The 22,182-nt window shown below is 61.7% G+C and carries 18 protein-coding genes; 13 read left to right on the forward strand and 5 right to left on the reverse strand.

Annotation, left to right across the window (positions count from 1 at the left end; translation table 11 throughout):
- Positions 1–14 precede the first annotated feature (14 nt).
- Positions 15–1,889 (reverse strand): putative bifunctional diguanylate cyclase/phosphodiesterase, encoded by a 1,875-nt coding sequence (locus BM017_RS02310; protein WP_092241027.1) that lies wholly within the window; start codon positions 1,887–1,889, stop codon positions 15–17.
- Positions 1,890–2,108: 219 nt separating this feature from the next.
- On the opposite strand from BM017_RS02310, the gene BM017_RS02315 reads away from it, so the two are divergent.
- A complete protein-coding gene (locus tag BM017_RS02315) occupies positions 2,109–3,410 on the forward strand; it encodes a response regulator c-di-GMP phosphodiesterase, NosR family (protein WP_092241029.1) in 1,302 nt (433 codons plus the stop codon).
- A gap of 26 nt (positions 3,411–3,436) precedes the next feature.
- On the opposite strand, the gene BM017_RS02320 is transcribed toward BM017_RS02315, so the two are convergent.
- Positions 3,437–7,600: a DUF6543 domain-containing protein gene (locus BM017_RS02320; protein ID WP_139216841.1), complete on the reverse strand. Its 4,164-nt coding sequence runs from the start codon at positions 7,598–7,600 to the stop codon at positions 3,437–3,439.
- 174 nt (positions 7,601–7,774) lie between these two features.
- On the opposite strand from BM017_RS02320, the gene BM017_RS02325 reads away from it, so the two are divergent.
- Positions 7,775–8,197: an NUDIX hydrolase gene (locus tag BM017_RS02325; RefSeq protein ID WP_071488686.1), complete on the forward strand. Its 423-nt coding sequence runs from the start codon at positions 7,775–7,777 to the stop codon at positions 8,195–8,197.
- A 10-nt stretch (positions 8,198–8,207) separates the two neighbouring features.
- Here the strand turns inward: BM017_RS02325 and metR are convergent, their stop codons facing one another.
- Positions 8,208–9,125: a transcriptional regulator MetR gene (metR, locus tag BM017_RS02330; protein ID WP_071488687.1), complete on the reverse strand. Its 918-nt coding sequence runs from the start codon at positions 9,123–9,125 to the stop codon at positions 8,208–8,210.
- A 182-nt stretch (positions 9,126–9,307) separates the two neighbouring features.
- Here metR and BM017_RS02335 point away from each other — a divergent pair, with 182 nt between their 5' ends.
- The 5 genes from BM017_RS02335 to BM017_RS02355 all read left to right on the forward strand — a co-directional run bounded on the left by BM017_RS02335 (position 9,308) and on the right by BM017_RS02355 (position 12,921).
- Positions 9,308–10,327, forward strand: a complete 1,020-nt coding sequence (locus BM017_RS02335) for an alpha/beta fold hydrolase (protein ID WP_092241033.1) — start codon at positions 9,308–9,310, stop codon at positions 10,325–10,327.
- Between the two features lie 55 nt (positions 10,328–10,382).
- Positions 10,383–11,036 (forward strand): DsbA family oxidoreductase, encoded by a 654-nt coding sequence (locus BM017_RS02340; protein ID WP_092241034.1) that lies wholly within the window; start codon positions 10,383–10,385, stop codon positions 11,034–11,036.
- A gap of 186 nt (positions 11,037–11,222) precedes the next feature.
- The gene (locus tag BM017_RS02345) at positions 11,223–12,143 is read left to right on the forward strand and encodes an arginase family protein (protein ID WP_092241036.1); all 921 of its coding nucleotides are present in this window, start codon (positions 11,223–11,225) and stop codon (positions 12,141–12,143) included.
- Positions 12,140–12,520, forward strand: a complete 381-nt coding sequence (locus BM017_RS02350; protein WP_016977488.1) for a DMT family transporter — start codon at positions 12,140–12,142, stop codon at positions 12,518–12,520. The genes BM017_RS02345 and BM017_RS02350 overlap by 4 nt, the downstream gene beginning before the upstream one ends.
- The gene (locus BM017_RS02355) at positions 12,517–12,921 is read left to right on the forward strand and encodes a DMT family transporter (RefSeq protein ID WP_058423798.1); all 405 of its coding nucleotides are present in this window, start codon (positions 12,517–12,519) and stop codon (positions 12,919–12,921) included. Before BM017_RS02350 ends, BM017_RS02355 begins: the two co-directional genes overlap by 4 nt.
- A 4-nt stretch (positions 12,922–12,925) precedes the next feature.
- Here the strand turns inward: BM017_RS02355 and BM017_RS02360 are convergent, their stop codons facing one another.
- Both BM017_RS02360 and BM017_RS02365 read right to left on the reverse strand, forming a co-directional pair.
- Positions 12,926–13,792 (reverse strand): fatty acid desaturase family protein, encoded by an 867-nt coding sequence (locus BM017_RS02360; protein ID WP_092241038.1) that lies wholly within the window; start codon positions 13,790–13,792, stop codon positions 12,926–12,928.
- Positions 13,793–13,847: 55 nt separating this feature from the next.
- A complete protein-coding gene (locus BM017_RS02365) occupies positions 13,848–14,618 on the reverse strand; it encodes a MipA/OmpV family protein (RefSeq protein WP_092241040.1) in 771 nt (256 codons plus the stop codon).
- Positions 14,619–14,844: 226 nt separating this feature from the next.
- Between BM017_RS02365 and BM017_RS02370 the strand changes: the two genes are divergently transcribed.
- The 6 genes from BM017_RS02370 to BM017_RS02395 are packed head-to-tail and all read left to right on the forward strand — an operon-like array spanning position 14,845 to position 22,120.
- Complete coding sequence (locus BM017_RS02370) at positions 14,845–15,543, forward strand: MtnX-like HAD-IB family phosphatase (RefSeq protein ID WP_071488694.1); 699 nt, start codon at positions 14,845–14,847, stop codon at positions 15,541–15,543.
- A complete protein-coding gene (locus BM017_RS02375) occupies positions 15,536–16,930 on the forward strand; it encodes an aspartate aminotransferase family protein (protein WP_071488695.1) in 1,395 nt (464 codons plus the stop codon). The genes BM017_RS02370 and BM017_RS02375 overlap by 8 nt, the downstream gene beginning before the upstream one ends.
- Positions 16,927–17,826 (forward strand): alpha/beta hydrolase, encoded by a 900-nt coding sequence (locus tag BM017_RS02380; RefSeq protein ID WP_092241042.1) that lies wholly within the window; start codon positions 16,927–16,929, stop codon positions 17,824–17,826. The genes BM017_RS02375 and BM017_RS02380 overlap by 4 nt, the downstream gene beginning before the upstream one ends.
- 13 nt (positions 17,827–17,839) lie before the next feature.
- Positions 17,840–18,964, forward strand: coding sequence for a GNAT family N-acetyltransferase (locus BM017_RS02385; protein WP_092241044.1), 1,125 nt, complete (start codon positions 17,840–17,842; stop codon positions 18,962–18,964).
- A complete protein-coding gene (locus BM017_RS02390; protein ID WP_071488698.1) occupies positions 18,964–20,733 on the forward strand; it encodes a sensor histidine kinase in 1,770 nt (589 codons plus the stop codon). The genes BM017_RS02385 and BM017_RS02390 overlap by 1 nt, the downstream gene beginning before the upstream one ends.
- Positions 20,723–22,120, forward strand: a complete 1,398-nt coding sequence (locus BM017_RS02395; protein WP_071488699.1) for a sigma-54-dependent transcriptional regulator — start codon at positions 20,723–20,725, stop codon at positions 22,118–22,120. Before BM017_RS02390 ends, BM017_RS02395 begins: the two co-directional genes overlap by 11 nt.
- The last annotated feature ends 62 nt before the right edge of the window (positions 22,121–22,182 follow it).

Below are 22,182 nucleotides of genomic sequence, written 5' to 3' on the forward strand. Positions count from 1 at the left end.
TTGCAAGCATAGGGCTATGGGGTGGGCATCAATGTCGCGCAGCCCACTTGCAGCAACTGGGCGAAGTCTTTGGCAGGCACGGCCTTGCTGAATAAAAAGCCCTGGCCTTCTTCACACAGCTGGGCTTGCAGGAAACTCAGCTGATCGAGGGTTTCGACCCCTTCGGCGATGATAGTCAGTTCCAGGCTCCTGCCCATGCCGATGATAGCGCTGATCAGTTGCTCGTCCTGGCTATTTACGTTCAGGCCACGCACGAAGGACTGGTCGATCTTCAACACGTCGATGGGGAAGCGTCTCAGGTAGCTGAGGCTGGAGTAACCGGTGCCGAAGTCGTCCAGGGCCAGGCGCACGCCCATGGCCTTGATGGTGTGCAGGGTCTTGACGGTTTCTTCGACATTCTGCATCAGCACGCTTTCGGTGATTTCCAGTTCAAGCAGATGTGGCTGCATATCGGTCTGCTTCAAGATTGCGACGAGGTTGTCGACGAAGTCGCGTTGACGGAAGTCGATGGCCGAGATGTTCACCGAGATGCACAGCGGTGGCAGGCCCATCGCACGCCAGGCCTGCACTTGCTCGCAGGCCTGGCGCAGCACCCATTGGGTCAGGGGCACGATCAGCCCGCTGTCTTCGGCCACGGGGATGAAATCGCCGGGGTTGACCCAGCCCGAGCGTGGCTGGAACCAGCGGATCAGCGCTTCGGCGCCGACGATCTTGCCGGATTTCAGGTCCAGCTTCGGCTGGTAGTGCAGCACAAACTCTTCGCGGTCCAGCGCCTGGCGAATCGCGCTTTCCAGGTTTTGCTGGTGTCGGGCGCGCCGGTTCATGTCTTCGGTATAAAAGCTGAAGCCATCCGGGCCCTGTTCCTTGCGGGTGCGCATGGCGGTCTCGGCGTGTTTGATCAGTTCCACGGCATTGCCGCTGTCATCGGGGTAGATGGCGATGCCCAGGCTGGCGGTGACGCTCAGGTCGTGCCCTGCGACATGTCGGGTGGCACTCACGGCCGTGAGGATTTTTTGTGCGATATGCTGGGTTTGCTGCGGATGCTCGATATCGCTGAGCACAACCACAAATTCGTCCGCGCCGTAGCGAAACACCGAATCCGATGCACGCACGCTCGCCACCAGGCTGTGGCTGACCTGTTGCAGTACCTCATCGCCCACCGGGTAGCCCAAGGCATTGTTGACGCGCTTGAAGCGGTCCAGCCCGATAAACATCACCGCCAGTTGCGTGTCATGCCGGTGGCCCAACGCAATCGCCTGCGTGAGCCGGTCGCCCAGCAGCGTGCTGTTGGGCAATTCGGTGAGGGTGTCGTATTGCAGCAGGTGCGAGACTTTGAGCAGCTCCTGCACACGTTCTTCGATAGTGCGCTCCAGGCCGATCACCTTTAGCGCTATGTCCTGGGCAAGCTGCCATTTCCAGGTCAGGGCGCTTGCCATCTGGCGGATCTCCAGATGATCGAAGGGTTTTTTCAGGATCAGCAGCTGGTCGTTGTACTTCAGTCGCGCCTCGATGGCTTCGAAGGAATAGTCGGAATAAGCCGTGCACAGGGCGATCTGCAGGTTGGGGTCAACGTTCCACAGCTGTTCGATGGTCTGCAGGCCATCCCAACCCGGCGGCATGCGCATGTCGATGAACACCAGGGCATAGGGCGCGTTGGCGGCCAGGGCCCGGTTGACCAGTTCCAGAGCTTCCTCACCCTGGTAGGCGGAGTCCAGCTTGAAGGCCTGGCGTACTTTAGGGGCGGTGCCGAACAGCGTTTCTTCAAGGTTCTCCAACGAAGGCTCGCCATTGGCATCGGCGCAGAGAATCTTGCGGAAGTCCTGGTGGATCGAGGCCGTGTCATCGACGATCAGAATGCGCCGGTTGGCCCTGGCGGAATCAGCAGTCATGGCCTGCTCCGTGACGACAAAAGGTTTGACTGCATAACGATTCCTTCCCTGATTTCGCCTCGGAGCGGGGCGCCAACCTGTTCTGTCAGCATAGTCGAGGTCGCTTGATATCGACGGCCAGTTGGCGTCAAATCAACCCCGCGCCTCAGGCGAAGGAAGCTGGCCGGGCACAAGGGTTCAATTTAGCTCAATTTTGTTTGATTTGAAGGCGCGGTCACCATGGATGAGAAACCCACTGTTTTACTGGTCGATGATGAAGAGTCGATTCTCAATAGCCTGCGCCGGCTGTTGCGCAGTCAAGCCTTCGATGTAGTGCTGGCCGGCAGCGGCGCCCAGGCTCTGGAGATCATGGCGGCACAGCCCATCGACCTGATCATGAGCGATGCGCGCATGCCCGGCATGGATGGCGCGCAGTTACTGGCCGAAGTCCACCGGCTGTACCCGGCCACCAGCCGTATCCTGCTGACCGGCTACGCTGACGTGCCGACCATCATCAAGGCGATCAACGAAGGGCAGATCCACCGTTATATCGGCAAGCCGTGGAATGACGATGAACTCAAGCTGATCCTGCAGCAGGCGCTTGAACATCAGCGGCTTGAACGGCTGACCCAGGTGCAGAACGACCAGCTCAAGGCGCTCAATGCCACCCTGGAAAAGCGCGTCGCGTCGCGCACCGCCGAGTTGCAGCAAACCGCCGACATGCTCGACCTGGCCTACGAAGAACTCAAGCGCAGCTACGTGACCGGCACCGAAGTGTTTTCGCTGTTGGCCAACCTGCGTCTGCCCAGGGATAAGCAGACCAACCGCGCGCTGATCGAACTGATCCGCGTGTACTGCGCCGCCCAGGCCATGGATGAAGCCAGCACCCGTGACCTGACCATGGCCGCCGCGCTGTACAACATCGGCAAGCTGAGCTGGACCGACAGCATGATGGTGTCGCCGTCGGACAAATTGCACAGCACCGACCGCACGCTCTACCGCGAGTACCCGGCCCAGAGTGAATCGCTGTTGATGACCCTTGAACCGATGAAAGACGCGGCGCGGATCATTCGCCATCATCAGGAGCGCTGGGACGGTACGGGCTTTCCCGACCACCTCAAGGGCGAGTCGATTCCTCCCGGTTCACGGCTGTTGAAATTGGCGGTGGACTTCATCGAGTTGCAGAAAGGCTTGATCCTCGAGCGCAACTTGAACAGCGATGAAGCCCTGCTGTTTATCCGCAAATATGCCGGGCGCCTCTACGATCCGGACCTGGTGGAAGATTTCGTGCAGGCCTGCGCAACCTTCCTGAGCGACGTGACCCTGGGCGACCCCACGGTAAAAGTCCTCACCACTCGAGAGCTGGAGGCCGGCATGGTCCTGGCCCGCAACCTCAATGCCGACAACGGCATGTTGTTGTTGAACGCCGGCAAGGTGTTGAACCTGCCGCTGGTCGACAAGTTGATTGCGTTCGAAGCGATGGAGGGCGCCAAGTACAGCGTGTTCATCAAGACGCCCGAGGAGCAGGCGCAACTCCCCTAGTGCGCGCCGTACGGGGCCCGGCTTGCCTACAGGCCCCAGGTTTTACGCCGGCTGCCGTGATAGTCGATGATGCCCCTGAGCACGTACACGTCTTTCTCACCGTCTTTCCCGGTTTTCTCGAGCGCCACTCGCCATCGACCGCGCCCGGCGCCTGGGTCCAGTTGCGGCAGATCCACGTAGCTGTAGCTGCCGATTTTCTTGCCGCTGACCCGTCCTCCTTGAATGTCCTGAACGATTTCGTCGATTTTGCTTTTGGCGTTGGCTGGCAGCAGAGACAGTTGGGTTTCCATCAGCTCGTCGAACCTGACGATGTGGGCCGCCCCGTCGCCCGAGGGAGTGACGGGGCTAGGTGGCACAGGGGTTTGTGGCCTTTGAGGCAGCCTTTCACCGCGAGGAAGTGGCGGGTGTGCGGGTTGAAATTCCAAAGGCGTTGAGAATTTGGGAATGGTTCTTTCAAATTCCGCGACCGTCACGCTGTCCACCGCCTTGAAACTGGAGACTGCTCCGGTCCTTTCGCCGTGGGACAAGGCAATGTAGGGAATGCCGGCTTTTTTGAAATCGTCTGAAAATGAATCGACGCCGAGCTTCAGTAAAAGCTCACGGCGCCGTTCGGTCCTGAACGTTTCCAAGGCTTCCTGGATACTCGGGGCCTCGAGCAGTTTCTTCAAGGCCTCGTTAAAGCTGATGTTGTGTTGTGTAGCGATGTCCTGGACGATCTTCGTGCGTCCTTTTTCTCTCACAAACGCCTCGAGGGTTTCCTGGCGCCAGGTGGACAAGTGAAACTTATTATCGAACTTGGTCAGGCTGTTCAGCTGTTTCTGGGTGAACGCATAACCGACGAAAGTGGCGCCGGTATCGTGGTCGATAATACTGATCGATGCCCTGATGTGTTTTGAGAAGTCGTCGTTCCGGCCAACGATTCGTTTGATTTTAATAAACAGATTTTCCATCTCCTCGCTGGAGAGGGTGAGTTGTCCGGACAGGAAGTAGGTGGTCTTGTTCAGGTGTGTATAAAGGTTCGCTTCGAATTCAATGTTCAATAACGTCTCGCGCAGTCGCGGCGCGGGAGCCCCCCGCTGCCCCCAGACAATGCGGCGGAACGTGGCCTCATCGACACCCAGGCGCTCCAGCGCGTTGTCCAGCAGTCGACGTTTCTGTGACGCGGTCACCTCCTTGAGCATCGCTTCGCCATGGGTAGCAGAGGAGTAGATGCGCATCGCTGCGATCAGGTCATCGTGCACTTGCTGTTCGGCGGTACGCCCCCCGAGAACGCCCAACACCGACCCGCCCCCGCGTGTCGTACGCTCAAAGCGTGGCTTCCAGCTTTTTGCATCGCCCGGCACGACCATGAAATCCGGCTTATTCCCCGTCGGGTGCTTGATAAAGCGCGCACCTTCTTCCACATGGGACGCATACAGGTAGTAGCGACCGTCGTTGCCCATCATCGCGACAAATTGCTGATTGCGACTGTCCATGAAACTGGGCGCGCCCATCGCGCGCGACAGTCGAAAATGGTGGGTTTGGGCAAACGCTTCGACGTCAAAAAGAGCGTCGATCGAGTGGGGCAGTCGGTACTCTGCGACATCGACCCAGGCCGGGTCCAGCGGGCGGATCGCGGGTTTGGCGAGAACGATGGAGGCTTTTTTGTCTTCGCCGATTTTGCGGATCAGGCCCGGGATGCTGCGCCCCAACTTCTGCGCGTTGCGCACCCCTCGGACGATGTAGCGATGGGCCAGGCGCCGCAGGGCCTTGAACAGGGACAGTCCGAGGAGGAAATCAGCCACTTCGACGGAAAATAGAAAGCCGTTGACTGCCGATTCGAGGGTAATTTCCGCGTTGGTCCGCGAACGGTAATCGGCATGGGAAAGCTGAAAGCCCAGTTGTGCCGAATACAAATAGGCATGCAGCTCGACGGTGACGGGGGTCAGGGCATAACGGTGCACGCTGCGCGTGTCATTGAACACCCGGGAGAGTTCGCGCACATCGTGCGTGGCCATCCGTTGGCTGAAATAGGCACGCCATTCGGGTTTGGCCTTGAGCGTGTCGAGTTCCGCCAGGCCCAGCACCAATTCCCTGAAGGGCGCATCATCGGGGGCCTCCGGTGTGTAGAGCACGCACACGCCGCCGGGCCTGGTGCCCTTGCGCTGAATGACCAGCACGCCGTTGATCACCTGGCCTCCCTGGCCCCCTTCAAGCCCGCCTCCCATGACCAGGAGATTGACCTCGATATCGAACTGGCCGACCTTGGGCCGGGTGGTGGGGTCGGGATGCTGCGCAACCGCCTGCGCCCAGTCCAGTCCACCGCCGGGTGTCTTGAAAATAAACAGGTCGTTGACAGCAGGATTGAGCCGGCTCTCCAAGGCGTCCTTGCGCATCCTTGCCGCATTCGCGCGCTGCCAGGCGCTGGCGAAAGCGCGGCCTTCACCGTCTGGCGCGAACGCCGCCCTGAGGTACGCCGCGTACTGCTGGCCAATGTCGGCCTGTAGGGCAAGGGCGCGCAGGTCTGCGTTGTCGAGCCTGCCGACTTTTTCTCCTCGCGTGTCGAAAAGGTCGGCAGTGGCGGTGATCGTTCTGTGCAATTCATGGGGCGACCACGCATCGATGTTGCGCCGGGCATAGCTTCCCAGGGTGCGCAGGTCCACGACTTCTTTGGCGTTCCAGGTGCCGAAGGTCAGTGTCTGCTCCGTCAACACCAGGGGAATATCGAGCTGTGGGTCTTCGCAGATGTAGACCGTTTCGGATTCGTCGTCTCGATAACCCGTGACCTTGACCGGCATTGACGTGCTCACACGCAGTCGTACCAGGCTCTTGTGGACGTCCAGGTCCACATTGGCGTATTCCGGTTTCTGGCGGCTGAGCACCTTGCGGGTTTCATCCTCCGCGAACGCTGGCAGGGTCGAAATCTGTTCAAGCAGTGGGCGCAGCGCCTCATTGTTGTCGACCAGGGTTGTTTCCAGCTGTCGGTACAACTGCTGGTCCGCCGGGCTGGCCGTGCTCAGCCAGACGGGGTCGTGCGGCGCGACCAGGCGCAGGTTGCGTGCCGCGAGGGCCGCGGATACATCCAGGTGTGGCGCCAGGTCGGCAACCAGAGCGATCTCACCGGCCAGTGGCAACGTCTGTTGGCGCAGAGCCGCCCGGGTGTTGAAGTACTGCCGTACCCGCAGGGAGCGGACGTGGTCGGCGATCACGTCGGCCTCGATCCGTGCCGGGTCGCTCGCCAATATTGGCGTGTCACTCGCGTGTGCTTGAGCGGCCAGCGGCAGGCTGGTAATCAGGCGTTGGCCCGCGGGGTCGCTGGCGCGCAGACGTGCCGCCACGGTTTCATTCAACCGCGCCAGGTTTTCAAATTCCTCGAAGCCTTCGCCAGGGCTGAAGAGCAGCACGCTGCCAACGGGCGGTGTGCCACCGGTGGCGTTCAGGATGAACGCGGCGGCGAACTCGCTGCCATTGTCCAGCGCCAGCCGGTACACGGCAGGTCTGGGGCCTGTGGGAAACACCTTTTTGCGCGCCGCGGCGGTGGGGTATTTCAATACCGTGTCCGCCAGTGTCCGTGACGCGGCCGACAATGTGCCGTCCAGCGTGCGCAGGGCCAATTGGTGGGCCAGGACCTGCCGGCGCAGGTCGACCAGTCGCTCCTCGAGGGTCGGTTGGTCGCCTTCCCGATCTCTCCAGAATTCATTGAGCTTGACTGTGAAGGCGATTTCCAGCACGCCCGCCAGTGTGGCGGTCGGGCTGGCCGCAGACAGGCGTTTGCCCTCGTCCACGGTACCGCTTTCCCGGTAGAAGGCACCGCTCTCTTGCGTCAGATAAGCCTGCGCGTCAGAGCCGCGTAACCTGGCCAGCAGTGATCCCAGGGGTTCGCTGCCCAGCCATTGTTTCTGGCCCGGTACGTCCTCGCGATAGCGGCTGTAGAAAATGTGGTTGGGATTGATGGGCCGCTGCAAATCAGGAAACAAGGCAGCCAACTGTTGCTGATACACCGTTTCAAGATTCGGCTGTTGCTGGAGCAGTTCGTCGGTCTGGGTATTGAACCTGCCGAGTGCCTGGATAAGCAGCACTTGCTGGGTGTCGCCGGTCTGGTTGGCGGCGGGTACCACCGGCAGGGTCACGGGTTGCGAGAGGTTGGCAGGCCCGTTGACCGGCAAGAGTGGTTCCGGGGCATCTGAGGGGGGAAGCGATGACTGGTACATGGTGAACTCGTATGGAAGGCGCTTGCTGCGCACGGCTGGATCAGAGTTCGGAGTCTAGGGTTGGCGGTTGCACGTGTTGCGGTGCATGTGTGTGGGTGAACGCGTGCCCGGGGGCGATTGCCTGCAACGCAAGCCCATGTGATCCTTGCCGCTTTTGCGCCTGAGGTTTATTGCATGTCCACCATTATCCGCATTGCTGCCGCCCTCCTGATCGGCAGTGATGGCCACACGTTGCTGGTCCGCAAGCGCGGCACCCAGGCCTTCATGCAACCGGGCGGCAAGATCGATGCCGGTGAGCAACCCGCCCAGGCCCTGGCCCGCGAGCTGCACGAAGAGCTGAACCTGCATATCGATCCAGGCCAGGCCTTGTACCTGGGGCACTTCTCGGCGCCGGCCGCCAACGAGCCGGGTTTCACCGTGGAAGCCGAGCTGTTCCAGGTGCGGATCGACGTACCGGTGACGCCTGCCGCTGAAATCGAAGAAATACGCTGGATCGATCCCATGGGCGACGGCGGCTTGCACTTGGCGCCGTTGACCCGCGACCTGATCCTGCCGTTCTACCGCGAATCGCTGGCCGGCTGCGCGACGTCCGCTTGATGGGGGGCGGTCAGCGAACCGCGCTGACCCCATCCAGGGTGGAGAACGAGGTGTCCTTGGCCGTCAGCAGGAAGTCGCGCATGTACGGTGCATCCAGCATGTCGGCGCGAATCCCCGCATACAACGTCGCGAACAAGCCTTTCTCGCCGAGGCGCTTGGCTTTCACATAACCACGCGAGCTGTATTCATGCAGCGCCCAGTGGGGCATGCCGCATACGCCACGGCCGCTGGCCACCAGTTGCATCATCATCACCGTCAGTTCCGAGGTGCGCACCTGGGCCGGTTCCACGTCGGCCGGTTCCAGGAAGCGGGTGAAGATGTCCAGGCGGTCACGCTCCACCGGGTAGGTGATCAGGGTTTCGGTCAGCAGGTCCTCCGGCACGATGTACGCCTTGTTCGCCAACGGGTGCTGATTGGCCACGGCCAGCATGGCTTCATAGGTGAACAGCGGCACGTAGGTGATGCCGGGCAACTCGAGCGGATCGGAGGTGACCACCAGGTCGAGGTCGCCACGGGCCAGGGCCGGCAGCGGGGCGAAGGCGAAACCCGAGGCCAGGTCCAGCTCGACTTCGGGCCAGGCATCGCGGAACTGGTCGATGGTCGGCATCAGCCACTGGAAGCAACTGTGGCACTCGATCGCCATGTGCAGGCGTCCGGCGGTGCCGCCGGCCAAGCGCGCAATATCCCGTTCGGCGCCGCGCAGCAGCGGCAGGGTGGCGTCGGCCAGTTGCAGCAGGCGCAGCCCTGCGCTGGTGAAACGCAGCGGCTTGGTCTTGCGCACGAACAGCGGCATGCCCAGGCGTTCTTCCAGTTCCTTGAACTGGTGGGACAGCGCTGATTGCGTGAGGTGCAGGCGCTCGGCCGCTTCCACCAGGCTGTCAGCTTCGCGCAGGGCGTGCAGGGTCTTGAGGTGACGGATCTCGAGCACGGGCTCTCCATGAATACAATTTGTGACGAATCGGAATGACGTGAGTTTGTCTCATGTTACAAGCCGTGTCGACAGTGACCGTTGAGCACTCTTCATCAAACTGTCACGCAACTGTGGCAGCGCGCTTGAACAAACTTCATCAGACTCGCGCTCTACTGGGGTTCTGCGTTTCGGTGTTTTCCATGCGTGTGTTGTTTTTATTGGCCGCCTTAGTGTTCGGCCTGCCGTCTTTTGCGGCTTCTCGATGTGATGTGAATGTCCCGACCCAGATGGTCGACCTGGCTCAGGTGAGCATCGCCTACCAGAGCATCGGTCGTGCGTCCGACCCTGCCTTGCTGCTGGTGATGGGCCTGGGCGGGCAGTTGATCCACTGGCCTGACGAGGTGGTCGTCGCCTTGTGCCAGCAAGGGTTCCGGGTGATCCGCTATGACAATCGAGACGTCGGCCTGTCCACCTGGCGCCAGGCTCCGGCCAATGCCAACCTGACCTTCGAAGTGCTGCGCTACAAACTCGGCCTGCCGGTGGCGGCTCCGTATACCTTGACCGACATGGCCGATGACGCCATAGGCCTGATGGACGCGTTGCAGATCCAGCAATTCCACGTACTCGGCGCGAGCATGGGCGGGATGATCGCCCAGCACCTGGCCGCCATGGCGCCGCAGCGGGTCGAGAGCCTCACGCTGATCATGACCAGTTCCGGCGCCGAAGGCCTGCCGGCGCCGAATGCCGCGCTGGTACAGCTGTTGTCGCGACGCAGCGCGCCGAATCGTGAAGTGGCCCTGGAGCAGCAGGCCGACTTGCTCGCCGCACTGGGCAGCCCGAACGTCAAGGATGATCGCCAGGCGCTGTTGCACCAGGCGGCGCTGTCCTACGACCGCGCCTTCAACCCGGACGGCGTGAAGCGCCAGATCATGGCGATCCTCGCCGAACCGAGCCGCGTGCCGTTGCTCAACCAACTGCGCGTGCCGACCCTGGTGGTGCACGGCACGGCCGACCCGTTGTTGCCGGTGATGCACGGCGTGCACCTGGCGGCGCATATCCAGGGCAGCCAGTTGAAGCTGATTCCCGGCATGGCCCATCGGTTCCAGGAAGCGTTCAAGGCGCCCCTGTTGACGGCCGTGTTGCCGTACCTGCAAGCACATCGGGAAGATGCGGCGCACTGGGCGCAGATTGACCTGGGCGAGCCTTCGAAGGTGTTGTGACATTGGTGTATCGTGCAACCTTTACGGCGCATTACTGCCAGCGAGGTTGCCTGCCATGAGTACTCCCCTGAAAATCGATTTCGTCAGCGATGTGTCCTGCCCCTGGTGCATCATCGGCCTGCGCGGCCTGACCGAAGCCCTCGACCAGCTTGGCGCCGATGTGCAAGCCGAGATCCACTTCCAGCCGTTCGAACTGAACCCGAACATGCCCGCCGAAGGGCAGAACATCGTCGAGCACATCACCGAGAAATATGGCTCCACCGCCGAGCAATCCCAGGCTAACCGCGAGCGCATCCGCGACATGGGCGCCGGGTTGGGCTTCGCCTTCCGCACTGACGGCCAGAGCCGCATCTACAACACCTTCGACGCGCACCGCCTGTTGCATTGGGCCGGGCTGGAGGGCTTGCAATACAACCTCAAGGAAGCGTTGTTCAAGGCGTATTTCACCGACCGGCAGGACCCGTCCGACCACGCGACCCTGGCGATCATTGCCGAGAGCGTCGGGCTGGATATCCAGCGTGCGGCCGAGATTCTGGCCAGCGACGAGTACGCCGCCGAAGTCCGCGAACAGGAACAACTGTGGATCTCCCGTGGCGTGACCTCGGTGCCGACCATCGTGTTCAACGACCAGTACGCCGTGAGCGGTGGCCAGCCGGCTGAAGCCTTTGTGGGGGCGATCCGGCAGATCATCAGCGAAGCCAAAAGCTAAAGCCGAACGCAGGTCAAAATGTGGGAGGGGGGCTTGCCCCCGATAGCGGTGGTTCAGTTAAGACATGTGTTGACTGACACTCTGCTATCGGGGGCAAGCCCCCTCCCACATTGTTCTCCATTGGTCTTGAGACAGGTGCTGGCCCGTCCCTTGCATTGACCCCTTAAAGCCTTAGGGGACACTGCCTTGAACATTCTTGACCTCGACCACAGCCTCACCGGCCAGGCACCGATTGCACGGCGCCTGGCCAGTGGGCGCGCCCATCGTATCGACCTGCTGGACCTTGGCCCCAAGCTGCGCCTGTGGTCCACCGAAAAAACCTGGAAGCGCTTCGCCGAACGCCTGGCCCAACGGCCCCGGCCTTCCGACGCACGGCCGGAAATCCTGTTTGTCGGCTCCGGCGATTATCACCACCTCACGCCGGCATTCCTGGCTGATTTGAAAGAGCCCATCAGCCTGATCCACTTCGACAACCACCCCGACTGGGTGCGCTTTGCGCCCAAGCGTCACTGTGGTTCGTGGGTCAATCGCGCGCTGAAAATGCCGGCGATCAAACGCATCGTCACCCTCGGCCCGTGCAGCGACGACCTGCACAACCCGCAACTGCGCGGCGGCAACCTCGGTGCCCTCAAGCGCGGGCAATTGCAGCTGTTTCCCTGGCAGCATGCGCCCTCCAAAGTCTGGGGGCGGGTAGGGGACGGCGCTGGTCACCAGCAGCGGGAAAACCACCTGCATTGGCGCAACCTGGCCGAGCTGGACTGGGCGGCGTTCCTTGAGCAGATGATCGACAGCCTGCCCACCGAGGCAATCTGGATCACCCTCGACAAAGACGTACTCGCCAGCGAAGACGCCGCCACCAATTGGGATCAGGGCGGCATGCGCCTGACCCACCTGCTGCAAGCCCTGCGCGCATTGGCGGCGCGCAAGCGCATCATCGGCATCGACGTGTGCGGCGAGTTCGCCACGCCGGCGTTCAGCAATGCCTTCAAGCGTTGGGAAGCCAAGTCCGACCAGCCGCCGCCCGAACGCTGGAGCCCTGAGGATCTGCAGCGCAATGCCGCGACCAATGAAGCCCTGATTGACCTGTTTGAGGAGCTGTTCCCGTGACCTTGACCGTGGTGTTGCTGGTGGCGTTTTCCATCGTGCTCGATGTGATCGGCCAGCTGTGTTTCAAGATCGGCCTGGACCGTTTGCCGGAGTTGGACGGCGGTTTTCGCCTGAATGCGTTCTGGGGCCAGGTGTTCAATGCGCCGTTGCTGTGGGCGGGGATCGGCGCCTATGCCGTCGAATTTTTCGTGTGGCTCGAAGCCCTCTCGCGTGCGCCATTGAGCCTGCTGTTTCCGGCGGCCGCGCTGGCGTATTGCGGGGTGGTGCTGGCGGGCAAGGTGGTGCTGGGCGAAACCGTCAGCCGGCGCCGTTGGCTCGGTACGCTGGTGATTACCTTGGGTGTGATGTTGGTGGCGATTGCAGGGAGTCAGGCATGAGTACGCAAACGATGAATACGGGATGGTTGCATGGGCGTTTGGGCACGGTGGTGCTGTGGGCCTTGCTGATCTGCACGGAAAGCGCCGGCCAGCTGTTTACCAAAGTCGCTGGCGACCAGTTGGGGCAGATGGATTTCAACTGGCAGTGGTTGGGTGAGGTGGTGCGCAACCCTGGAATCCTGGCGGCGATTGCCAGCTACATCGGCGCGTTTTTCGTGTGGATGCTGATCCTGCGGCGCAGCAGCCTGTCCCTGGCGTTTCCGCTGAGTTCACTGGTGTTCGTGGTGGTGTTGCTGGGTTCGTGGCTGGGGCTGGGGGAACATATCAGCCCGCTGCACTGGGTGGGGGTGGCGGTGATTATCGGTGGTATCGCCCTCCTGGCAGAGGGCGAAGAAAACTGAGTGCCTAGGGTTTGCGGTGTGCCACCAAAAACCCTAGACCATGGGACACCGGAAGTGTTTTGACCCCTGCCTCCCGCTGCTGCCCGGCAATCTCCCGATGAAACGCCTTCACCTGGGTCCAGTGCATCTTCGGCCGGTAGTGATGCTCGGCGTGGTAGCCGTTGTTCATCCAGATCAGGTTGTACAACACGCTGTAGGAACTCACGCCCCAGGCGATTGGCAGGTCCGGGTTGCCGCCGAAATGCTCGTAGTAGCCATTGAGCGATGACAGGCACTGGCCCAGGTACCAGAACGGCAACAGCCACAGCACCGCCTGCCAGTTGTAGAACGCCAGCGCGATGTAGAACGCCACGGTCACGCCGATCTCGACTTTCACCCAGCGCGCATCGGCCGGGCGTTTGCGCTTCATCTCGTCATAGAAGGGCTTGGGGTCGTCGCGGAAAAAACTCAGGAAGGTATAGGCCCACGGGTTTTCCGGCTGGCCGTTGTGGCCACGCTGGTAGATCGACAGTGGGTCGATGGTTTTACCGTCCGGCCCCGGCAGGTCGGCGTTGCCACGGTGGTGGCGATTGTGGATGTCGCGATAGAGCGTCTGGGAGAAACCGATGGTCACCGACAGCAGCAGGTCGAAGGCCCGGTTCATGGCGCGATGGGTGAAGTAGGCGTTGTGGATCTGGTTGTGGGAGATGCTGTTGATGCTCCACGACAGGCTGACTGCGTAAAGCAGCGCCAGCGGCACCAGGGCCCACCAGCTCAGGTGATGGAAGGCGGCAACCAGCCAGACGACAAACGCGAAATGCGCCAGGCCCAGGGCGATGGGCACCAGGTCCCAGAGCGAGTGATGGAGCAGGCGGTAAGCGGGGCGAGCCATGAAGAGTGTCCTGGAAAAGTGGATTCCAGCACCTTGTTGCAAACCCCAGACCAACCTAATCGAACTTGTAGCTGATGGCCGTCTGCACCTGGCCCTGGTTCACATCGCCGGTCTCTTTGACGATGCTGCTGTTGGCGGCCGATCCCACCAAGTGAATCCAGCTGGCGCTGGTCAGCAAGGACCAGTTGGCAGCCAGGGGAAATTCGAAACTCTGGGTCAGTGTCAGGTTCTGGAAGCCACCGCTGGCGTTGTAGGGACGAAAGCCGGTGGAAGCGGCTTCGTTGTCATCCACGCCAAAAAACGTGTTGGTCTGGCGTGCATCGGCAAAATGCGCGACCAGCCCGCTGCTGCCGATGATCCCACCGCCCAGCGGGTAGCCCAGTTCGCCGCCCAGTTTGCCGAGGGCGCCACTCTGCGAATGCCCACCGCCCACGGCTTGCCCCACTTGCGCGTAGACCCGCCAGAAATCAGCCGGGGCGTACTGGACGAAGCCACCCACCTCGGCCATGTCCGACACATTGCGCAGGCCTTGCAGATCGCCATTGGACGTGCGCCCCGACAGGTAGTTGATATAGGGGCCGGCGGTAAAGCCGTGGGTGTTGAGCGCGCTCCAGGTCAAGCCGTCATCGGTGCCCAGGCTGACGCTGCCCCAATCCAGGTCCAGGTAGGGCACGGGGCGGACTTCGTAGCGGCTGGCGGTGGGGTCATGGGGTTGATAACTGATGCCTGCGCCCACTTCACCGGTGATGCCTTCGGCCAGGGCAGCGTTTGAAAAGCTCCAAAGGCCAAGCAAACCGGCGAATGCAGCGCATGTGATCCTGTACATGGTCAGGTTCCTTGATTGATTACGTGCGCATGAACGCGCGAAGGGCCCGCTTCACGCAAGCACTCATCTTGTTTGTAGCAAGCTACAAAAATTGTAGCTTCGACGACACATTCCGCCCTCGATACGCGCCAGGGGCCCAGCCCTGCTGGGTGGTGGCCAGTTGGCACAGTCCCTGCTCTACCTCTGGTGCAAGCGCACACAGCGCGCTCCTCCAAGGTAAACAACGATGATCCAGTGGCATATCGTGTGTGACTTCGACGGGACCATTACCCCCACCGATGTCATCGACAACGTCCTCCAACGCTTCGCCGGCCCCGAGTGGGAAACCATCGAACAGGAATGGCTGGATGGGCATATCGGTTCACGCGAATGCCTGAGCCGCCAACTGGCGCTGATCAAGGCCACACCTTCCGAGCTGCTGGCGTACTTCGACAGCGTCGAGATCGACCCGGACTTCCCCGACTTCGTCGACCACGTCATGGGACTGGGTGCGACCATCGAAGTGGTCAGCGACGGCATCGAGCAGGGCATTGCCCGCATCCTGTCGCGCAACTACGTGACCTTGCTGCCGATCCTTGCCAACCGCCTGCGCCAGGTCGACCAGAACAGCTGGCGCATCGATTTCCCGTATGCCAGCGACGCCTGCCGTGCCGCTTCCGGCAACTGCAAGTGCAAGTCCACCCCACGCAACAAGCGCGTGCTGGTGATCGGCGACGGCAAGTCCGATATGTGCGTGGCCTCCACCGCCGACTTCGTGTTCGCCAAGGGCAGCCTCGCCAAGTACTGCGAAGCCAACGACATTCCTCACGCACGCTTCGACACCTTTGCCGAACTGCCTGCATTGCTGGCCCTGCTGCCTCAGGGCATCGCCGCCAACGCCACCACCTTTACTGCTGACAACCAGGAACTCTTCCATCATGTCTGATATCCGTATCGCTACCGCCGAAGACCAGATCCTTCTGGACAAAGAAGCCAAGTATTGCTCCTACGGCGACACCGTTCACTACATCGAGCCGCCGCGTATTTTCAGCCGTTGCGAAGGCTCCTACGTGTGGGACACCGAAGACCAGGCCTATCTCGACCTGCAAATGTGGTACTCGGCGGTCAACTTCGGCTACGCCAACCCGCGCCTGAACAACGCGTTGAAACAGCAGATCGACACGCTGCCGCAAATCGCCAGCCAGTACCTGCACAAGGGCAAGATCGAGCTGTCGGAAATGATCGCGGTCGACGCCAAGAAGAAATTCGGCCTCGACGGTCGCGTGCACTTCAACGTCGGCGGTTCGCAGTCCATCGAAGACTCCCTGAAAGTGGTGCGTAACGCCACCAACGGCAAGAGCCTGATGTTCGCCTTCGAGGGCGGCTACCACGGGCGCACCCTGGGTGCTTCGTCGATCACCTCCAGCTACCGCTACCGTCGCCGCTACGGCCACTTCGGCGAGCGCGCGCAGTTCATCCCGTTCCCGTACCACTTCCGTGGCCCCAAAGGCATGACCAAGGAAGAATACGGCAGCCACTGCGTGCAGCAATTCGCCCGCCTGTTCGAGACTGAATACAACGGGGTGTGGGACCCGAAAGTCGGCTCCAGCGAATACGCCGCGTTCTACGTCGAGCCGATCCAGGGCACCGGCGGCTACGTGATCCCGCCGATGAACTTCTACCGCGAGTTGAAGCACGTGCTGGATCAACACGGCATCCTGATGGTCTCCGACGAGATCCAGATGGGCTTTTACCGCACCGGCAAACTGTGGTCGATCGAACACTTTGACGTGCAGCCGGATGTGATCGTGTTCGGCAAGGCGCTGACCAACGGCCTCAACCCACTGGGCGGCATCTGGGCCCGTGAAGAGTTGATCAACCCGAAGATCTTCCCGCCAGGTTCGACCCACTCCACCTTCGCCTCCAACCCGTTGGGCACGGCGGTAGGCCTGGAAATGTTCAAGATGACCAACGAGATCGACTACGGCGCGATGGTCATGGCCAAGGGCAAGTTCTTCCTCGAAGGCCTGCAGGACCTGCAGAAACGTTTCCCGATCATTGGCGATGTCGACGGCCTGGGCCTGGCGCTGCGCTGCGAAATCTGCGCCCCGGATGGTTTTACACCGGACAAGGCGACCCTGGACTACATGGTCGAAGAAGGCATGAAGGGCGACATGGTGGTGGACGGCCAGAAACTCGGGCTGATCCTCGATGTGGGCGGCTACTACAAGAACGTGATCACCCTGGCACCGTCCCTGGAAATCAGCTACCCGGAAATCGAGCTGGGCCTGAAGCTGCTCGAGCAACTGCTGGTGCGGGCGACCAACCGGTGAACAGCGTCGGGATCGACCTCGGTGAAGGTGATGCCGGTTTCGTTCTCGGTGACGGTCCGGTCGGGATCCTGTTGATCCACGGCCTGACCGGCACCCCGACGGAGTTGCGCCAGGTCGCCAAGGGCCTGGCCAAGGTGGGCAATTGCACGGTGTACGTGCCCACCCTGGCCGGGCACTGCGGTGACAACAGCGACCTGCAGGCCACGGGCTGGATGGACTGGTACGAAGGCGTGCGCAAGACCTTCGTGGGCGTGAAGCAACGCCACGCGCAGGTGTTTGTCGGCGGCTTGTCGATGGGCGCGGTGATGTCGATGTACCTGGCGTCGGAGCATCCGGGCCAGGTGGCCGGTTTGCTGATGTATTCCACCACGCTCAAGTACGACGGGTGGAGCATCAACAAAATGGCGTTTATCACGCCGTTGCTCATCCGTATCCCGTTCGGCGTGCGCCTGTTCCGCTTTACCGAGAAGCCGCCCTACGGCATCAAGAACGAACGCCTGCGCGCCATCGTTGAACGGCAGATGAAGGAAGGCGAAAGCAGCGAGGCGGGCCTGTTGACGATGGAGGGCGTGACGGTGCGTGAATTGCACTGGATGAACGCCGTGGTCAAGAAACGCATGCCGTCGATCAACGTACCGGCGCTGGTATTGCACTCCATCGAGGACGACATCACCAGCCGCTGGAACGCCGATTACGTGGAACGCCACCTCGGCGGGCCGGTGACCAAGATCCTGCTGGACAACTGCTACCACATGATCACCGTCGACCTGCAATACCGCCGGGTGATCGAATTGAGCGCCGATTTCGTCGAACAACACACCTCCGCCATGGGCGCCAGTTCACTTTGTGGCGAGCCCACTCGATACAGCAAGCCCACTCTCGGCCATAGACTCTGACAAAGGACACGATGTGATCACCGCCCAAGCCTTCCCGACCATCCGGGCTATCCAGCGCAGTGCCTGGAACGACTGTTTCCCGGGGGCCCTGGAGGACTGGGACTATTACGTCGCCGTGGAAAACGCCGCCATTGATGATTTCCAGTGGCGTTATCTCGCGGTTTATCAAGATGGAACGCTGGTGGCCGTGGCTGCCGCGTTCATCACGCATTATCGCCTCGACACCACGGTGTCGGGCGCCGGCAAGCGCTTGACCGAACGTGTCGAGCGATTGTGGCCGGGGCTTTTGCAGCTGGGGCTGTATGCCCTCGGATCGCCGGTGGCCGAACGCTGCGACGCGGGTTTCGCCAGCAGCGTGCCGGACGCCCAGCGTCCGCTGTTGCTCAAGCACCTGCTGGGCGCCGCCCGCCAGGATGCCAATGACTTCGGCATCGGCCTGGTGGCGGTCAAGGATGCGCCGAGCAAGGACCCGCATTGGCTCCAGAGCTGCCGCGCGGCAGGCTTCCAGAGCATGCCGAGCTTGCCCACCGGCGTGTTGCCGCTGCCGTACGGCTCGGTGGATGCCTACCTGGGTTCGCTGGGCAAATCCACGCGCAAGGACCTGCGCCGCAAGCTGCGTGCGCCGGGGCCGCGGGTGGAGTGGCGGCGCAATATCGACGACGTGCTGCCCGAGGTGATGCGCTTGTACGAGGCCACGCTCACGCGTGCCGAGTTGCAGTTCGAACGGCTGCCCGCCGGTTACTTCACCGGTGTGCTCGAACGCCTGGATGAGCGCGCGGTCTGTGTTCTTTACTGGGTGGACGAGCAACTGGTGGCGTTCAACCTGGTGCTGGTCGACCAACACCGGCTGGTGGACAAGTTTTTCGGGCATGACGTGGCGTTCACCCGCGACTACAACCTGTACTTCCGCAGCTGGCTGACCAATGTCGACTACTGTATTCAACACAATATTGCCGTGTATGAGTGCGGCCAGGCCGGGTATGCCAGTAAGCTGCGCCTGGGTTGCGAGTTCCAGGGCAACAGTGTGTTTTTCCGTCACCGCAACCGGCTGGTCAACGGCCTGCTCAAGCTTGTAAAACTGTTTATTCGACCGGACCGTTCCGACCCTGCCATGGCTGCTGCGATAAGCGAAACCTGATGATCACCAAGACCCGCCAGAAAGCCCGCCCCTTTGCCATTTCGCGCTGGAGCGTCCAGCGCAAGCTGGTGCTGGCGTTCTGGTTGGTCAGCGTGATTCCTACCATGATCGCGGCCGAGCTGGCCGCGACCACGCTGTCGCAGATCTTCGACAGCAACGTGCGCATCTGGCTGCAGGAGTCGACCAAGATCGTCAAGGACGAAATCGGCGACATCCTTCACGACAACGCGCGCATGGCCAAGTTGTTCCTGCGCTACACGAGCCCGCCGTCAAGCCGGCAAGCCGCCAAGCACGACCGCCTGACCGCCGACATTGCCGACGCTACCGACATCGACGTGGTGGCGCTGATTCGCGCCAGCGACCACAAGGTCGAATTCAGCACCGCCTCCGATGACATCGTCAAACAGATCAACCTGACCAGCAACGCGGTGTTGCAGACCGTGCAGGTGGCCGGGGTGAATACCGGCCTGGTGGTGTCGACCTTTGAAACCAGCCGTGACGGTGTCGACTACCTGTTGCTGGTCGCCACCTACCTGGACAGCAGTTTCCTCACCAGCGTGGCCGATGTGCATTCCCTCGACCTGCGCCTGTACCTGGCCAACCCCGACGGTTTTTCCGAGATCTTCTCGACCCAGCGCTTCGTGGATCACCCCTCGCGCATCCCCAAGAGCGTCGAAGCGGCGATGCGCAGCACCCGCCAGCCCAGCGAGCAGTTCACCAACAACTACAGCGGACTGTACTGGCCGATCTTCAATGATGCGGGGGATTTGCAGGGCGTGATTTTCAGCGGCCTGCTGCGCCACACCAGCCTGGTCGGGCTGGTCAACCAGAGCAACCTGTTCGTGCTGATCTTCCTGCTTAGCTCGGCCTTGTCGCTGGCGGCCGGGGTGCTGGTGTCGCGGCGCCTGACCAAACCGCTGCGCGACCTGTCCCAAGGTGTGGACGCGGTGATTTCGGGTCACTACGAACACCGTGTGCCGGTCAGCGGCGGCGATGAGCTGGCGCAGTTGAGCAGCACCTTCAACCATATGACCGAGCGCCTGGGCGAGTTGCATTACCTCGAGGCCCAGTTGCGCCGACGCGATCGCCTGCACGCCCTGGGCGAAGTCGCCATGGGCCTGGCCCACGAGATCCGCAACCCGCTGGGCATCATCAAGACAGCCACGCAACTGTTGCATCGGCGTGCCGATCTGCCGGAAACCGACAAGCGTCACCTGGAATACGTGGTCAGTGAAGTCAGCCGCATCAACGACCTGATCACCGAGTTCCTCGACTTCGCCAAGCCCAACCCGCCACTGCGCGTGTTGCAACCGGCGCGCGCGCTGGTGGACGAGATCCTCGGCTTCTGCGCGCCGGAACTGGCCACCCATGCGATCGATGCGCATGTCGATGACCAGGCGCCGGGAGCGACCATCTATGCTGACGCCAAGCAGCTCAAGCAGGCGTGTCTCAACCTGATTCTCAACGCTGTCGACGCGATGCCCGAAGGCGGGCGGCTGACGTTGGGCATTCGCTCGGTGGACGACAACACAGTGATCAGCATCGCCGACACCGGCCAGGGCATTCCGGCGGACATGATCGAACGTATCTTTACCCCTTTCGTCACCACCAAGGCCTCGGGCACCGGGCTGGGCCTGGCCAAAGTCTATTCGATCATGGAAAGTCACGACGGCAGCATCGAATGCGCCAGTGAAAAAGATGCCGGCGCCACGTTCAGCCTGTACATTCCGGCGATGGGCGAAGACGACGAGGACAGTCATGACGCATAACATTCTGGTAGTCGACGACGAACCCAAGCTCTGCGACCTGCTGGCGTCGGCCCTGGGCCAGAACAACGTGCAGGTGTTCATCGCCGGCAACGGCCTGCACGCGCTCAAGGTGCTGGAGCAGGAAGACATCGACCTGGTGATCAGCGATTGGCGCATGCCAGGCATGGACGGGCCGGCGCTGCTGGCCGAGATCAAGGTGCGTTACCCCCACGTGCCGGTGATCGTGATGACTGCCTACAGCACCGTGAAAAACGCGGTGCAGTCGATGCGCAATGGCGCCTACGACTACATCGCCAAGCCGTTCGATATCGACGAGCTGGACATCACCGTGGCCAAGGCCCTGCAGTTTCGCGACATCATGCGCGACAACGCGCGCCTGCGCGCCGAACTGGACGAGCACGCACAGTTCGACAGCCTGGTGGGCGACAGCCCGGCGTTTCGCAAAGTGCTGCAGGCGGTGGACTCGGTGCGCGACAGCAGCGCCACCATCCTGCTCACCGGCGAAAGCGGCACCGGCAAGGAAATGGTCGCCCGCGCCATCCACAAACACGGCAGCCGTGCCGACCAGCCGTTCGTGGCGGTCAACTGTGCGGCGATCCCGGAAGGGCTGCTGGAAAGCGAAATGTTCGGCCATCGCAAAGGCGCGTTTACCGGCGCCGTGGCCGACCGGGTAGGGCGCTTCCAGCAGGCCGACAAGGGCACGTTGTTTCTCGACGAAGTGGGCGACATGCCGTTGGCGTTGCAGGCGAAGATCCTGCGTGCATTGCAGGAGCGGGTGATCGAACCGGTGGGCGACCCGCGCGAGCGCAAGGTGGACGTGCGGGTGATTGCCGCCACCAACAAGAATTTGCTGGACGCGGTGGCCAACAAAGAGTTTCGCGAAGACCTGTATTACCGCCTCAACGTGTTCCCGATCCCATTGCCGGCCTTGCGCGAGCGAGTGGAAGACATCGCGCCGTTGGCCCGCCACTTCGCCCACACCCTGAGTGCCACCGCCGGCAAACGTATCACTGGCTTCAGCCCGGAAGCCTTGCAGGCCATGGCGGCGTATCACTGGCCGGGCAATATCCGTGAACTGCAGAACTGCGTGGAGCGCGCGACCATCGTGGCGGCCTCACCGGTAATCGAGGATATCGACCTGCCGGGTTACCTGTTTGCATCCAAACCGAGCGAGGGGGGTGTGACGGCGATCCTCAGCGATGGGCCGGGCATTCCCCAGGACCTGGATGCGGCGCTGGCAGAGGTGGAGAAGGCCTATATTCTGGCAGCGTTGCAGGAGAGCAACGGGGTGCAGGCCGCAGCGGCGGCGAAGATCGGTATTTCCGAGCGCAGCTTCTGGTATCGCCTGAAGAAGCTGGGTATCCAGGTCGACAAGATCGTCCGCTGACTCAACCGGGATAAAAATGTGGGAGGGGGCTTGCCCCCGATTGCAGTGGGTCAGACAGCTTT

Origin of the sequence: Pseudomonas sp. NFPP04 (assembly GCF_900113815.1) — a bacterium.
In the GTDB taxonomy this organism is placed as follows: Bacteria; Pseudomonadota; Gammaproteobacteria; order Pseudomonadales; family Pseudomonadaceae; genus Aquipseudomonas; species Aquipseudomonas extremorientalis.